The organism is Pseudomonas sp. LAMO17WK12:I5, from assembly GCF_900215165.1.
Taxonomy (GTDB): domain Bacteria; phylum Pseudomonadota; class Gammaproteobacteria; order Pseudomonadales; family Pseudomonadaceae; genus Aquipseudomonas; species Aquipseudomonas putida_A.
This window is the reverse complement of the sequence record NZ_OBDS01000003.1, coordinates 1-15166: the sequence shown is the minus strand read 5'-3', so window position 1 is coordinate 15166 and position 15166 is coordinate 1. Positions and strand designations below refer to the sequence as shown.

The 15166-nt window shown below is 59.1% G+C and carries 14 protein-coding genes and 1 rRNA gene; 8 read left to right on the top strand and 7 right to left on the bottom strand.

Translation table 11 applies throughout. The features are described 5' to 3' along the window. Positions 1–73 precede the first annotated feature (73 nt). Positions 74–253 (top strand): PA1571 family protein, encoded by a 180-nt coding sequence (locus tag CRO59_RS05475; RefSeq protein ID WP_027611439.1) that lies wholly within the window; start codon positions 74–76, stop codon positions 251–253. A gap of 163 nt (positions 254–416) precedes the next feature. Here the strand turns inward: CRO59_RS05475 and pdxB are convergent, their stop codons facing one another. Further along, on the bottom strand, positions 417–1559 hold the full coding sequence (gene pdxB, locus CRO59_RS05470) for a 4-phosphoerythronate dehydrogenase PdxB (RefSeq protein ID WP_097088539.1): 1143 nt from the start codon (positions 1557–1559) through the stop codon (positions 417–419). 218 nt (positions 1560–1777) lie between these two features. On the opposite strand from pdxB, the gene CRO59_RS05465 reads away from it, so the two are divergent. Further along, positions 1778–3187 carry an MATE family efflux transporter gene (locus CRO59_RS05465; protein WP_097088537.1) on the top strand — a complete coding sequence of 470 codons (1410 nt, stop codon included), beginning with the start codon at positions 1778–1780 and terminating at the stop codon, positions 3185–3187. 138 nt (positions 3188–3325) lie between these two features. Here the strand turns inward: CRO59_RS05465 and tusA are convergent, their stop codons facing one another. Then, positions 3326–3577, bottom strand: coding sequence for a sulfurtransferase TusA (gene tusA / locus CRO59_RS05460; protein ID WP_003226616.1), 252 nt, complete (start codon positions 3575–3577; stop codon positions 3326–3328). Between the two features lie 115 nt (positions 3578–3692). Next, entirely contained in the window at positions 3693–4766 is a 1074-nt protein-coding gene (gene rlmM / locus CRO59_RS05455) for a 23S rRNA (cytidine(2498)-2'-O)-methyltransferase RlmM (protein WP_027611436.1), read from the bottom strand. Positions 4767–4988: 222 nt separating this feature from the next. On the opposite strand from rlmM, the gene acnA reads away from it, so the two are divergent. Further along, positions 4989–7730: an aconitate hydratase AcnA gene (acnA, locus tag CRO59_RS05450; protein ID WP_097088535.1), complete on the top strand. Its 2742-nt coding sequence runs from the start codon at positions 4989–4991 to the stop codon at positions 7728–7730. Positions 7731–8083: 353 nt separating this feature from the next. On the opposite strand, the gene CRO59_RS05445 is transcribed toward acnA, so the two are convergent. Continuing rightward, on the bottom strand, positions 8084–8902 hold the full coding sequence (locus CRO59_RS05445) for an aminoglycoside phosphotransferase family protein (protein WP_371917804.1): 819 nt from the start codon (positions 8900–8902) through the stop codon (positions 8084–8086). Then, positions 8892–9380 (bottom strand): SRPBCC family protein, encoded by a 489-nt coding sequence (locus CRO59_RS05440; RefSeq protein ID WP_025111040.1) that lies wholly within the window; start codon positions 9378–9380, stop codon positions 8892–8894. Before CRO59_RS05440 ends, CRO59_RS05445 begins: the two co-directional genes overlap by 11 nt. Positions 9381–9577: 197 nt before the next feature. Between CRO59_RS05440 and CRO59_RS05435 the strand changes: the two genes are divergently transcribed. The 5 genes from CRO59_RS05435 to CRO59_RS05415 all read left to right on the top strand — a co-directional run bounded on the left by CRO59_RS05435 (position 9578) and on the right by CRO59_RS05415 (position 12751). Beyond that, the gene (locus tag CRO59_RS05435) at positions 9578–10498 is read left to right on the top strand and encodes an ADP-ribosylglycohydrolase family protein (RefSeq protein WP_097088534.1); all 921 of its coding nucleotides are present in this window, start codon (positions 9578–9580) and stop codon (positions 10496–10498) included. 56 nt (positions 10499–10554) lie between these two features. After that, entirely contained in the window at positions 10555–10959 is a 405-nt protein-coding gene (locus CRO59_RS05430; RefSeq protein WP_097088532.1) for a lysozyme inhibitor LprI family protein, read from the top strand. Between the two features lie 220 nt (positions 10960–11179). Beyond that, positions 11180–11785 carry a DUF2975 domain-containing protein gene (locus CRO59_RS05425; protein WP_095140016.1) on the top strand — a complete coding sequence of 202 codons (606 nt, stop codon included), beginning with the start codon at positions 11180–11182 and terminating at the stop codon, positions 11783–11785. Between the two features lie 9 nt (positions 11786–11794). Beyond that, positions 11795–12001 (top strand): helix-turn-helix transcriptional regulator, encoded by a 207-nt coding sequence (locus tag CRO59_RS05420; protein ID WP_003226632.1) that lies wholly within the window; start codon positions 11795–11797, stop codon positions 11999–12001. Between the two features lie 78 nt (positions 12002–12079). Next, the gene (locus CRO59_RS05415) at positions 12080–12751 is read left to right on the top strand and encodes a hypothetical protein (protein ID WP_097088530.1); all 672 of its coding nucleotides are present in this window, start codon (positions 12080–12082) and stop codon (positions 12749–12751) included. Between the two features lie 68 nt (positions 12752–12819). Here CRO59_RS05415 and mrdA read toward each other — a convergent pair whose 3' ends face one another. After that, complete coding sequence (mrdA, locus tag CRO59_RS05410) at positions 12820–14712, bottom strand: penicillin-binding protein 2 (RefSeq protein WP_027611428.1); 1893 nt, start codon at positions 14710–14712, stop codon at positions 12820–12822. 236 nt (positions 14713–14948) lie between these two features. Further along, positions 14949–15064: ribosomal RNA gene (rrf, locus tag CRO59_RS05405) — 5S ribosomal RNA — on the bottom strand. Positions 15065–15166: the final 102 nt, after the last annotated feature.

The following is a 15166-nucleotide window of genomic DNA, read 5'->3' as shown; positions in this document are numbered from 1 at the left end:
CCCAAGGGTGTTGTCACAGCCTGGTCACGTGGCGGTTTTAATCTACGTGCACAACCTGATGAGGAGACAGGCCATGTCCTTGCAACACAGCAGCGATGACAAGATTCAAGTGATCCGCACCAAGCCCGGCCAACCTCTGGGTTGCTCGATTATCGACAAGGATGGGCGTGAAGTACCGATCACTGAAGACATGATCCAGGACGCGTGCCGCGAACTGGAGAAGCGATTGGTCAAGCCTGCCGAACAAAAGTGATATAGCCACCGTCTTCCTGACCCGGCCCCTGTTTGGCCGGGTTTTTTCTGCCTGCCGTTCTCTTCTGTTCTGTGTAGGAGCTGCCGAAGGCTGCGATCCTTTGATTTTGTTTCTCAGAGGCAAGATCAAAAAATCGCAGCCTTCGGCAGCTCCTACAGGATTTTCAGACAGCCACCGCCCCCAGCGCCGCCACAATCTGTTGCAACTGCGGCGAATCACCGTCGATCCGCACCTTCAACCCCTCGATCTCGCGCCGCACCGGATACTGCTTGCGCAACACATCGAAGGCCGCACGCTGTTCAGTGACATTGCCTACAAGACTCCGGCGAAAATCCGCGTCATCGCGGCGTGGGTCGTACACCCCGCGGCACAACATCGCCAGCGCCCAGGCCGGATCGCTGTCGGCGTGCAGGGTCACTTCTGACAGCCACGGTGCCGGCAGCAGGTCACTGAGCTGGATGCTCGGCGGCTGACCGATAAATTCGCAATAAGCCTGATAGATCTGCGCCGTCCCGCGCTGTTTGCCATCGAGGCTGTAACCGGCAATGTGCGGCGTGGCCAACACGCAGAGTTCGGCAAGGGCGACATCGACCTCAGGCTCGGCTTCCCAAACATCGAGCACCGCTTGCAGGTCTTCGCGCTCCAGCAGCACTTTGCGCAATGCGGCGTTATCCACCACCGGCCCACGGGCGGCGTTGATCAGCCAGGTGCCGGGTTTGAGCTGGAGCAAACGCTGCTCGTCGAACAGGTGCCAGGTCGCGCCTGCGCCGGTACGGGTCAGCGGCGTGTGCAGGCTGATCACGTCGCACTGCTCGATGATCTGCTCGAGGCTGACGTAATCGCCGCCCTCGGCTGCCTGACGCGGCGGATCGCAAACTTTGACATTCCAGCCCAAGCCCTTGAGGACCTTGATCAGCCGCCCGCCAACTTCACCCGCGCCGATCACACCGTACGTACGGTGCGGCAAATCAACGCCTTCGATTTCCGCCAGGGTCATCAGGCTGCCGAGCACGTAATCGACCACGCCCCGCGCATTGCAACCGGGTGCACTGGACCAGCTGATGCCGGCCTCGTTGAAATAATCGAGATCGAGATGATCGGTACCGATGGTGCACGTGCCGACGAAACGCACTTTGCTGCCTTCAAGCAACGCGCGGTTGACGTTGGTCACCGAACGCACCAGAAGCACATCGGCCTGCTCGACCGTCACACGGTCGATGGAACGGCCCGGCACCCGGCGGATCTCGCCGAAACCGGCAAAAAAGGCATCGAGCAGCGGGATATTTTCGTCGGCAACAATCAGCATGGCGGGCTCCTTGAGGGGATCGGCAGTTTAACTGTAGGAGCTGCCGCAGGCTGCGATCTTTTGATTTTGTTTTTCAAGCTCGAGATCGAGTTCAAAAGATCGCACCCTGCGGCAGCTCCTACAGATTACAAATCCGCAACAGAGGATTTTTCCTGACTGTCACGTCAGCGGCGTAGAATGCCGCGCCTTGCGCATCAACACCTGTGGACGCTTTGCCTGTGAATTCTGTTACTGATCAACCTCTCGCTGCCTCACTCACCCGCCCCGCGCGAATTCGCCTGGAGTTCAGGAACCTGCTAGCCCTGGCCTTGCCGATCATCATCGCGCAACTGGCGACTACCGCGATGGGCTTCGTCGATGCGGTGATGGCCGGCCGCGTCGGGCCGAAAGATCTGGCGGCGGTAGCGCTGGGCAACTCGATCTGGGTCCCGGTGTTTCTGCTGATGACCGGCACCCTGCTGGCCACCACGCCGAAAGTCGCTCAGCGTTTCGGCGCCGGCACCCACAGTGAAATCGGCCCGATCGTGCGTCAGGCGCTGTGGCTGGCGCTGGTGGTGGGCCTGATCGCGACAGCGATGCTGGTCGCCGCCGAACCGGTGCTGCATCTGATGAAGGTCGATCCCGAGCTGATCGGCCCGTGCATGCAATACCTGCACGGCATTGCCAGCGGTCTGCCAGCGGTGGCGTTCTATCACGTGCTGCGCTGCACCAGTGACGGCATCGGCCGCACTCGCCCGGCGATGATGCTGGGGCTGTGCGGTCTGGCGCTGAACATTCCGCTGAACTACATCTTCATCTATGGTCACTTCGGCGTGCCGGCCATGGGCGGCGTGGGTTGCGGTTGGGCCACGGCAATCGTGATGTGGGTCATGGCGCTGGGGCTGGCCGGTTACGAGCGCTGGGCGCCGGCCTATCGTTCGAGCGAGATCTTCAGCCGTTTCGACTGGCCACAATGGGCGGTGATCAAGCGTCTGCTGGCGATCGGTCTGCCGATTGGCATCGCGGTGTTTGCCGAGTCGAGCATCTTCGCGGTGATCGCCCTGCTGATCGGCAGCCTCGGCGCCACCGTGGTGGCCGGGCATCAGATCGCGCTGAACGTCAGCTCGCTGGTGTTCATGATTCCGTATTCGCTGGGCATGGCGGTGACCGTACGTGTCGGCCAGGCCTTGGGCCGTGAGGAGCCGCGTGAAGCACGCTTTGCCGCCGGTGTCGGCATGGGCACTGCGTTGGCTTACGCCTGTATTTCGGCGAGCATGATGCTGTTGCTGCGCGAGCCGATTGCGTCGATCTATACGGCTGATCCGACGGTGATCCACATCGCGGCGATGCTGATTGTGTACTCGGCGCTGTTCCAGTTTTCCGACGCAATCCAGGTCACCGCCGCTGGCGCTCTGCGCGGCTATCAGGACACCCGGGTGACGATGATCCTGACCCTGTTCGCCTACTGGGGCATCGGCCTGCCGGTGGGCTACGCCCTTGGCCTGACCGACTGGCTCGGCGAACCGCGTGGCCCGAGCGGCTTGTGGCAGGGTTTGATCGTCGGTTTGAGCTGCGCGGCACTCATGCTGTCGATCCGCCTGACCCGCAGCGCGCGCAAACGTATTCGGATCAGTCGCAGCGCCGGCTAAAACCCTTACGCAGGATAAAAAAAATGTGGGAGCGGGCTTGCTCGCGAAAGTGGTGTTTCAGTCGACATTTACAGTGACTGACACACCGCTTTCGCGAGCAAGCCCGCTCCCACATTGGGTTTTGCGTTTGCCTGAGGGTCAGGCTTGTTTCTTGCGGATCCAGTACAGATAAGTACCAGCCTCTTCGTGCTGGCCCACCAGTTCGTGGTCGAGAAACACGCAGAACTTGGGAATGTCGCGACGGGTCGAGGGATCGGTGGCAATCACCTTGAGCAGGCCGCCAGGTACCAGGTCACGGATGTGCTGGTGCAGCATCATCACCGGCTCCGGGCAATTGAGGCCGGTGGCGTCGAGGGTGCCGTCTACCGGGGTATCGATCATTTCACTCATGATTCACTCCTGAAACTGGCCGGCATTGTCGCGCATTGCCGGGGGCTCAGTCATCTGTAGCGAGGGGATTTATCCCCTCACCACAGAGATCATTTCCACAGGGTTTAGTGGTGACTTAGCGGGATTTGGCTTTCTTGATGTCATGCCGACGCAAATGGCAGGTCACTTCCTCGCGGTCGTGATACAGCTGCTTGCAACCAATATCGACCTTGATCCCGCGCGCCTTGAAGCCATCGGCGATGCGTTCGAGCAAGCGCTTCACTTCGGCATAGCGCTGTTTCATCGGCAGTTTGAGGTTGACCACCGCTTCGCGGCAGTGGCCCTCGCCGATCCACTCTTCAAGCATCGCCGCGTTACGCGCCGGCTTCTCGACGATGTCGCAGACCATCCAGTCCACCGGCTGCTTGGGCTTGAAGGTGAAGCCGTCGGCCATCAAGTGCTGCACCAGCCCGGTGTCCATCAGACTTTCAGCCATCGGGCCGTTGTCGATGGCGGTCACCAGCATGCCGCGGTTAACCAATTGCCAGGTCCAGCCGCCCGGTGCTGCGCCGAGATCGACGCCGGTCATGTCGCTGTGCAGGCGCTCGTCCCACTGATCACGCGGGATGAAGTGGTGCCAGGCCTCCTCCAGCTTCAAGGTCGAACGGCTTGGCGCCTCGCGCGGAAACTTCAGGCGCGGAATGCCCATCGGCCACATCGCCGAGTTGCCGGCGTCGGCCATGCCGAGAAACACTTCGCGACCACTCTTGAAGGTCAGCAGCAGGCGCGGTTTGTTCGCGTCGTCCACCAGTTTGCCGGCGCCGGTCAGCGCCTTGCGCAGCGGGCCTTCGAATTTCTTGCAGAAGTTCGACAGCTCTTTACCGTCGTTGGTGTCGACCACTTCCAGCCACAGGCTGCCGCAGACCGGGAAGTCCGCCATGTGCTCGAGGATCACGCTGATACGGTCGGTTTCCGGCAGATTGATGAAGACGCCGCGCGCCCATTGCCGCGGGAAAATCAGCTCGGCGAAGCGTTGGCCGCGCATCAGGCGCTCGGCACCGTCTGCTTCGGTGCAGACAAACTCGGCGTACGCGGTGGCCGGTTTGGCCTTGGCGTAGCCGGCTACGTTGAGTTTGGCGGCGAGGTCGGAAATCTCCGAACAGACTTCGCCTTCGAAGCCTGGCCGGCAATGCATGAATAGGGTGTTCATTCTTACTCCTGGGCAGAGGGCGGACATTCGGCCCCTGCACGCTGCTCAAGCCTTGCGGTGAAGCAAAGCCTGTCACGAAAACCGGCGCATGATAGCCGATGTCGGAACCTTGGACTTGCCCATAGAGTCCAGTTATTAGCCAGCTACTGAAAACAGGGCTACGTTGATAGCTCTGCCCGTCCCCTCAATCCGTAGCCGTGCGGATTCAAAGGAGTGATCGTAATGCCGTCCCTCGATAGTCTGAAGACCCTTAAAACTCTACAAATCGACGATAAGACCTACCACTATTTCAGCCTGCCCGATGCCGCCAAGAGCCTTGGCAATATCGACCAGCTACCGATGTCGCTGAAAGTCCTGCTGGAAAACCTGCTGCGCTGGGAAGATGAAAAAACTGTCACTGGCGCCGACCTCAAGGCCATCGCTGCCTGGCTCAAGGAGCGCCGCTCCGACCGGGAAATCCAGTACCGCCCGGCCCGTGTATTGATGCAAGATTTTACCGGTGTACCTGCGGTAGTGGATCTCGCCGCGATGCGCGCCGCCATGGCCAAGGCCGGCGGTGATCCGCAGCGAATCAACCCGCTGTCGCCGGTGGATCTGGTGATCGACCACTCGGTGATGGTCGACAAATTCGCCACCCCGAGCGCCTTCGAACAGAACGTCGACATAGAGATGCAGCGCAACGGCGAGCGTTATGCGTTCCTGCGCTGGGGTCAGAGCGCCTTCGACAACTTCAGCGTGGTGCCGCCGGGTACCGGGATCTGCCACCAGGTCAACCTCGAATACCTCGGGCGCACGGTATGGACCAAGGATGAGGACGGCCGCACCTACGCCTTTCCCGACACGTTGGTCGGCACCGACTCCCACACCACCATGATCAACGGCCTCGGCGTACTTGGCTGGGGCGTCGGCGGGATCGAGGCGGAAGCCGCGATGCTCGGCCAACCGGTGTCGATGCTGATTCCGGAAGTGATCGGTTTCAAACTCACCGGCAAACTCAAGGAAGGCATCACCGCCACCGACCTGGTGCTGACCGTCACGCAGATGCTGCGCAAAAAAGGGGTGGTCGGCAAATTCGTCGAATTCTACGGTGACGGTCTCGCCGATCTGCCACTGGCCGACCGCGCGACCATCGCCAACATGGCCCCGGAATACGGCGCGACCTGCGGCTTCTTCCCGGTCGATGACGTAACCCTCGAATACCTGCGCCTGTCCGGTCGCCCGGCCGAAGTGGTGAAACTGGTCGAGGCCTACACCAAGGCTCAGGGCCTGTGGCGCCTGCCCGGTCAGGAACCGGTGTTCACCGACAGCCTGGCGCTGGACATGGGCAGCGTCGAAGCCAGCCTGGCCGGGCCAAAGCGCCCGCAGGATCGGGTTTCGCTGCCGAACGTGGCGCAGGCCTTCAGTGACTTCATGGACCTGCAATTCAAGCCCACCAGCAAGGAAGAAGGTCGCCTGGAAAGCGAGGGTGGTGGTGGCGTGGCCGTGGGTAACGCCGATCTGGTCGGCGAAACCGAGTATGAATACGAAGGCCAGACCTATCGCCTGAAAAACGGCGCGGTGGTAATCGCCGCGATCACCTCCTGCACCAACACCTCCAACCCGAGCGTGATGATGGCGGCGGGTCTGCTAGCAAAAAAAGCCGTGGAGAAAGGCCTGACCCGCAAGCCGTGGGTCAAGAGTTCGCTGGCACCCGGGTCGAAAGTGGTCACCGACTACTACAAGGCGGCGGGGCTGACGCAATACCTCGATCAACTGGGCTTTTCGCTGGTCGGTTATGGCTGCACCACGTGCATCGGCAACTCCGGGCCACTGCCGGAACCGATCGAGAAAGCCATTCAGAAAGCCGACCTCACCGTGGCGTCGGTGCTCTCCGGCAACCGCAACTTCGAAGGCCGGGTGCATCCGCTGGTCAAGACCAACTGGCTGGCCTCGCCACCGCTGGTGGTCGCCTACGCCTTGGCCGGCAGCGTGCGCACCGACATCAGCACTGAACCGCTGGGTAATGACCAGCAAGGCAATCCGGTTTACCTGCGCGACATCTGGCCGAGCAGCAAGGAAATCGCCGAGGCGGTGAATCAGGTGAACACCGCGATGTTCCACAAGGAATACGCCGAAGTGTTTGCCGGCGACGAGCAATGGCAAGCGATCCAGGTGCCGCAGGCCGCCACCTATGTGTGGCAGGACGATTCGACCTACATCCAGCATCCACCGTTCTTCGACGACATTTCCGGACCTTTGCCGGTGATCACCGACGTCAAGGGCGCGCGGGTTCTGGCGCTGTTGGGCGATTCGGTAACCACTGACCACATCTCCCCTGCCGGTAACATCAAAGCTGACAGTCCGGCCGGGCGCTATCTGCGCGAAAAAGGCGTGGAGCCGCGGGACTTCAACTCCTATGGCTCACGGCGTGGCAACCACGAAGTGATGATGCGCGGCACATTCGCCAACATCCGCATTCGTAACGAGATGCTCGGCGGCGAAGAAGGTGGCAACACAATCTACATCCCGAGTGGCGAGAAAATGCCGATTTATGATGCCGCCATGCTGTATCAGGCCTCGGGCACGCCGCTGGTGGTGATCGCCGGTCAGGAATACGGTACCGGCTCCAGCCGTGACTGGGCGGCCAAAGGCACCAACCTGCTGGGCGTCAAAGCGGTGATCGCTGAAAGCTTCGAGCGTATCCACCGTTCCAACCTGGTGGGCATGGGCGTGTTGCCGCTGCAGTTCAAGCTCGATCAGAACCGCAAGAGCCTGAACCTCACCGGCAAGGAAACCCTGGATATTCAGGGCCTGACCGGTGTCGAGCTGACCCCGCGCATGAACCTGACGCTGGTGATCACCCGTGAAGACGGGCGCCAGGAGAAAATCGAGGTGCTGTGCCGCATTGATACATTGAATGAGGTGGAGTACTTCAAGTCGGGCGGGATTCTGCACTACGTGTTGCGGCAGCTGATCGCCTCTTGATTGCTTGATTCCTGTGGTGAGGGGATTTTTCCCCGATGGACTGCGCAGCGGGCCCTTTTTTGGGTCGCTTCGCTACCCATCGGGGATAAATCCCCTCGCTACAGATGCTCGACACAAGCACTTTTCTGCAGGCGAAAAAAAACCCGCCGAAGCGGGTTTTTCCCAAGACCATTATCGACTCCCTGTCGGCAGCGATCCTTGCTATGGTCGATCATCCGTGATCCTGAAACACTCCCTGTGTCTCAGTTGATGGGTGTAGATTACGCGGTGGATCCAATCGGCAATAGTCGCAAAAGCTACCACCGCGTGTAAGACATTCGCTATACCAGCCCTTCCGAAAACCCTTAGCCCTCTCAGTCATCCAGCAGGCAAGCGGCGATTTGCGCGACCTGCAGCTGTTGGGCAGCCTGTTGCTGCGCATCGTCCTCCAGGAACCAGGCGGCCGACAATCCGGCAAACGCCAGCACCCATTGCAGCAAGCGTCGGCGATCAAGCCCGGACGCCTCGACGATCACCTCAACCTGCCGGCGCAATCGCTGTGAATCGCCAGCCGTCGGCAAGTCCGGGTTGCAGATCAGGTTGGCGTAGTCATAACCGCGCTCGCCGCGTATTCGTTTGGGATCAATAGCGAGCCAGCCGTGTGCAGCGAAATCGAGAACATTGTCGTGGTGCATGTCACCGTGCAGCACCACCACGTCCTGCGGATCTGCGAGCAAGGCTTCAGCCGCTCGCAGGCTCAGGGCATAGGTCCCGCCATGTTCGGCCGCGGCCACGCGCAGCGAGGCGAACCACGGTGCCAGCTCCACCAGCGGCGGTGGCGGCGTCGGGCGCGGCGCATGCAAGCGCGCTAGTGTCGTGCACATGATCTGCGTGGCTTCGTCGTCTTCACCGTTGAGCGCCATGTGCATCAACGAACGCCGGCCCATGGCCCGTTCCAGCAACAAACCTTCCTCGTGATGGGCCAGCACCTGCGCTGCGCCCTCACCGTCCCACCAAGTCATCAGTCGATTGCCGAATTGCTCGTCGGTATCCAGCGCAACCTTGAGCATGGCCGGCGTTTCGCCAAAACGCACCGGCAACAGACGGCTGCCGGGGGTGATGATCGGCTCACCGTCCGGTACCAGCGCCCAGCGTTGCAACCAGGGTTCGAAGATTGCGCAGTCAGTCACCATCACGCTCGCGGGTCTTGGCGCTTTCGGCGAGAAACTGTTCAAGTCGACTCAGCTGTTCCTCCCAGCCACGGCTGTCCATGTAATACGCCTCCTTCTGCCGCACGTCGGGAATGTGCGCGAAGCCGGACTCGGACACTTTGAGCAAAGTGCCGCCCTCGTAATCCTGCAGCTCGAACTTGACCAGCGTCGTCGGCTCCTGTGAATAGTCGATCTTTGGATTGACTGCGTAAGGGTGCCAGCGAAACGAAAACAACTGCTGTGGCTCGACCCGCTCGACGAGCACGTTCCACAACACGTGTTCATAACCAGGATACGTGACCTGCCCTTGCGTCCATTCCCCGGCAATGAACCTCCTGCCCTCCAGCGCCACACCAAACCACTGGCCAAAAGCCTCGGCATCGACCAATGCGCGCCAGACATAAGAACGCGGCGCCTTCAGCGTGATTTTGCGTTCGAAACTATTGGGTACCGGCTTCATAAGTCACCTCCTGTTTTGAACAGTAGGCTTGTATGACCACATGTCCAACCTGAAGTTGTATCAAAGGGCTGCACCTGTTCAGTCCAAAGGAAACATTCGGCGGCATTTCCGATCGTTGAATGAGTGAATGACTGACGCAACCCTCTCGCTGAACCTGTTACCTTTTCCAGCGAAATGGAAACAAACAAGGACGAAGCATGCAGCCATCTCTATCCGAACGTTATCGCGGCGCTCTGCTCGGTCTCGCTTGCGGCGACGCCGTCGGCACCACGGTGGAGTTCAAGCCACGAGGCTCATTCCAGCCGCTGACGGACATGGTCGGCGGTGGCCCCTTTCACTTGAAGCCCGGGCAATGGACGGATGACACCTCGATGGCGCTTTGCCTGGCGGAGAGTCTTCTGAGCAAAAACGCATTCGATGCGGCGGACCAGATGGGGCGCTATCTGAACTGGTGGCGGTGGGGATATCTGAGCTCGACGGGGGATTGTTTCGATATTGGCATGACGGTCAGTCAGGCACTGTCGCAGTATCAGCAAACCGGTCAGCCCTTTGCCGGGTCAACCGACCCGTTTACCGCCGGCAACGGCTCGCTCATGCGTTTGGCGCCAGTGGTGCTGTTTTTCTTCCCTGACGTCCAGCAGATCCGCAACTTCGCCAGCGACAGTTCGCGGACAACCCACGCGGCCCCTGAAGCCATCGAATGCTGTCAATTGTTTGCCGAACTGATCGCCAACGCGCTGTTCGGTACCTGCAAAAACGAACTGTGCAGGCTGCCGCGCTCAGCTTTCACTGAGCCTAAAGTTGCCGCAATTGCTCGGGGAGATTATCTGGCCAAATCAGTCAATGATATCCGTGGCAGCGGCTACAGCGTTGAGTCGTTGGAAGCCGCGCTGTGGTGTTTTCATCACACCGACAGTTTTACAGCGGCGATTCTGCAAGCCGCCAACCTCGGCGATGATGCTGACACCACTGCCGCGATCGTCGGTCAATTGGCCGGGGCCTATTATGGCGTTCGGGCGATTCCTGCCCACTGGCTGGAAATACTTCATGACGGCGAGGAAATTGCAGCCGCCGCGGATCGCCTGCTCGAAGCCTCCCGACTGCGAGTTCCTGAATAGCCGCACCACAGCCGCTAAACTGCTCTGCACTTTTATCCGACACAGTGAGATTAACCATGCTCCCACGCCTGCTCCTGGCCCTGACCCCCTTCCTGTTAACACCTTTCGCCCACGCCGCCGTCGACTGCGCCAACGCCAGCGATCAGGCCACCATGAATCAGTGTGCCGGGCAGGAATTCAAGACGGCGGACAAGGAATTGAACGCGGTATATCAGCAGATCACCGGTCGTTTGAAGGACAACGCCGACGCCAAAAAGCTGCTGGTGAGCGCGCAGCGGGCGTGGATCGGCTTTCGTGATGCCGAGTGCAAGTTTTCCGCGTCCGGTGTGGACGGCGGGAGTGTTTATCCATTGATTTACAGCAACTGCCTGACCGAGGTGACCAAGGTGCGGGTCGAGGCGCTGAAGCAGTATTTGAAGTGTCAGGAAGGTGACATGAGCTGCCCGGTGCCAGGGGCCTGATGTCGCAGGGGTTTCAGTTTCGCCGACAGGTTTGTTGATTCCCCACTCGGAGCACCTGTCGGCGCGCTGGCCAGCCTACCGACTCCCCGCACCATGCGAGCGACCATGCGGCGCCGGATTAGAAGAGGATGCTCAAGCATCAAAATCAAAAATTAATTATTGTAATTAGATAATTTATCATCGAGAATTCGCTACCAAATTGTAGCAACCAGGAATTTTCATGAGTACTCACATCAACGGATTGGCGCTGCAGCGCATGCATTGGATAGGGCTGCTGGCAGCAATTCTCGTCTGGGTTCTGGGGGTAACGGAGGTCGGCGGCAACGCAACGATCTGGTTCTTCAAAAAGGATGAAATGCTGGCGGGCCTGCTCTATGCCTTTGCTGAGGGCTCGCCGCAATTGCTTGACCCGTTTGTCGAAGGTGCACTGCTTGATCCCGACACCTGGCTGTCATCAACGGTCACGGCGCTGATCGTCTTTCTGGATTTCCTGCCCGTGGTCCTGTCGGCTTACGCGTTATGGCTGACCGGTTTGTTCTTTTTGCGCTTGTCGCGCGGCGAAACCTGGACCGACCGCAACATCAGGGTTCTCTGGCGAGTAGGCGTGCTCTGCATCGTTTCTCCGGCAACCTACCCGCTAATAGAGACCTTGCAAGGTCTGGCGTTGTCGATAGATCTGCCGCCGGGGGATCGGATTTTCCAGTTCTCGATCGGCATGTCTTCCGCTTCTGCCTACGAAATAATCAAAGGCGTATTACTCTGTATTTTTTCAATTATCATGCGTGACGCAAAAGTACTCAGCGATGAGCAAAGCCAATACATATAGAACAATATAATGACCATTATTGTCCGCCTTGACGTAGTCATGGCCACGCAAAAAATTCGTTCAAAAGAGTTAGCCGCCCTGCTCGGGATCACCGAGGCGAATCTGTCATTGCTCAAAAACGGCAAAGTCAAAGGCGTGAAGATGGCAACTCTGGACAAGCTCTGCGCTGCGCTCGATTGCCAGCCGGGCGATCTGCTGGAATACCAGAAAGACTAGCCCGCTGGCGGCGGTTTATTTATCGCCCCCTCATCCGTTTAACTTTTATTCAATCCTTAGTTGCAAGGCGTCTTTGTCATGTCCCGTTATTTGTTCTGCGTCCTATTAATGCTGACCGCGTTGCTTGGCGGCTGCGCCACGCAAATAGACGTAGCACTCAACGCAATACCTGATCCGGACTATCCGTTCGATCGAAAGGCAACCGTGCTGGTGACCTCGACCAACAGCGCCGATGAGAACGCACTGAATGCCCGCTACTATCTTCGCGACATGGTCAACGCACTGAAAGACAGAGGCTTTCAGGAGGTTTATACCGACGCCAGCCTGCCCAGGAATCACGCGCCGATCAAAATGACCGTCACTCTCGATATCGGCAGCCGGCAAGTGTCTTATCGCTATACCGCCACCGACTATGGGCAAGTTCCAACCAGCACTACGACCGTGTGCAAGAACGCCAAGAAGAAAGATGACCGACTGACCTGTACCAGTAAGCCCAATACGACCTATGGCCCGGTGGGAACGTCAGAGCGTATCGGCTACACCACCCTCAGTACCTTCACTGTCACCGCCCGGGATGAGGCGAGTAAGCGCACGGTGTATCTGCTGCGGGCGTCGTCTTATAACGAGGACTGTCAGGCCGCCAAGGTCGAAGCGTTTCTGGTCGAGCAGGGCCTGCAGAATTTGAACTTCCAGGATCGCATGCAACGCAACTACAGCGTCACGATGCCCGAGGGTTACAGCTGCAAGTAGTCAGTTGCCCAAACGTGAGAGCTTCACAGCTCAGCCAGCGTGAGGCGGTGCTGTGAAGCTGACTCGGGTTAGACGTGGGGATCACCCGGCGGCTTGGCCGGCGCCGCGTATTGCGGCTTGAGGTGGCCGTCCTGGTCCAGCAACCAGGCGTCCATGATCTGCCGCACCACAGGGCCGGCCACTCGACCACCGGCCTCACCGTTTTCGATCATCACCGAGATGGCGATCTTCGGGTGCTCCGCCGGAGCGAAACCAACGAACAAGGCGTTGTCGCGATGACGTTCGAGGGTTTTCTCCCGGTTGTAGCGCTCGCCTTGCTTGATCGCTACCACTTGCGCGGTACCACTCTTACCGGCAATGCGATACTGCGCACCTGCCGCTGCGGCGCGCGCGATACCCCGGGCATCGTGCATCACCATCTGCATCCCGTGGTTGACCTGATCCCAGTCACGCGGGTTTTTAAGCAGGATATTCGGCATCGGGTGCTCGTCGACCGGCGCCACACCATCGACCGTCTTCGCCAAGTGCGGACGATTCCATACGCCCTTGTTGGCAATCAGTGCGGTAGCCTGAGCCAGTTGTAGCGGCGTAACCTGCATGTAACCCTGGCCGATACCCAGGATCACCGTTTCCCCCGGGAACCAGGCCTGACGGCGCGTGGCACGCTTCCAGGCCTGAGACGGCATCAAACCGGGCGACTCTTCGAACATGTCCAGCGAGACCTTTTCGCCAAGGCCGAACATCGCCATGTAGTCGTGCAGGCGATCGATGCCGAGCTTGTGTGCCAGATCGTAGAAGTAGGTGTCGTTGGAGCGCATGATTGCCGCGTCCATGTCCACCCAGCCATCGCCACTGTGGTTCCAGTTGCGGTACTTGTGATCGAAATCCGGGAGTTGGTAGTAGCCTGGGTCAAAGACGCGGGTCTGCGGCGTCACGACACCGGCATCGAGGCCGGCGATTGCCACTTCCGGCTTGATGGTCGAGCCCGGCGCATAGAGGCCGCGCAACACACGGTTGAACAGCGGGCGGTCGATGGAATCGCGTAGCGCCGAGTATTCCTTGGAGCTGATGCCAGTGACGAACAGGTTCGGGTCGAAACTCGGATTGCTGACCATGGCCAGCACTTCACCGGTGGACGGGTCGAGAGCCACCACCGAGCCACGACGGTCGCCCAGTGCGGCTTCCGCAGCCTCCTGCAGTTTGACGTCGAGACTTAGAACGATGTTTTTGCCAGGGACCGGATCGGTGTGCTTGAGCACCCGCAATACTCGGCCCTGGGCGTTGGTCTCAACTTCTTCATAGCCAACGTGACCGTGCAGTTGCGCTTCGTAGAAGCGTTCGATACCGGTTTTTCCGATGGACTGCGTGCCGCGGTACTCTACCGAATCGAGGGTCTTGGATTCTTTTTCGTTGATCCGGCCAACGTAGCCGATCGAATGCGCGAAGTGCGCCCCCAACGGGTAATGCCGAACGAACTGCGGCTCGACATCGAGGCCAGGCAAACGGAACTCGTTAACCGCCAACACGGCGATTTGTTCCTCCGTCAGCTCGTAGAACAGTGTCACCGGGGTGAATGGGTGACGGGACTGCTTCATGGCCTTATCGAAAATCGTACGATCTTCGGCGGGTAAATGCAGCAGATTAATTACCTCGTCCAGCTCCTGATTAACATCAGTGGCGCGTTCGCGGGTAATGATCAGGTTGTAACTGGGACGGTTATCAGCGAGCAGCACACCATTGCGATCGTAGATCAGGCCTCTTGTCGGCGGAATCGGCAAGACGTGCACGCGGTTGTTTTCAGAGATGGTCGAGTGGTAGTCGTATTCAACCACTTGCAGGATGTACAGGCGTACCACCAGCGCGCAACTGATGGCAAAGACGAACAGAGCGCAGGCGATCAACCGCTTGTTGACCAGACGCGTCTCTTTTTCGTGATCCTTGATCGGGATGGGTTCAGGCATTTCTACAGCAACTCTTTGACATAAATTGAGTGCCGATCCGTGGGCATGACATCAGTCCGTTAAAAAACGAGCTGCACCATACCAAAAACCGAGTGGTCACTTCAGAAGGATTTTCCCTAATGGCAGTCCCGGCGACGGTTGGAACTCTCGTGCCGTCTGACTCTGACGAGAGAAGCACTTTCCTGCGGGCAAAACAAAACCCCAACTGCTTTCGCAATTGGGGTTTCGGAATTTAATCTTGACGATGACCTACTCTCACATGGGGAAACCCCACACTACCATCGGCGATGCATCGTTTCACTTCTGAGTTCGGGATGGGATCAGGTGGTTCCAACGCTCTATGGTCGTCAAGAAATTCGGGTACTGACTCGTGACCAACTGGCCTCGCTTCAGCAAATCGGGTATGTGATACAGGTGTTTGTGAGCATCGCGAACTTTCGGTTCATTGCGTCTT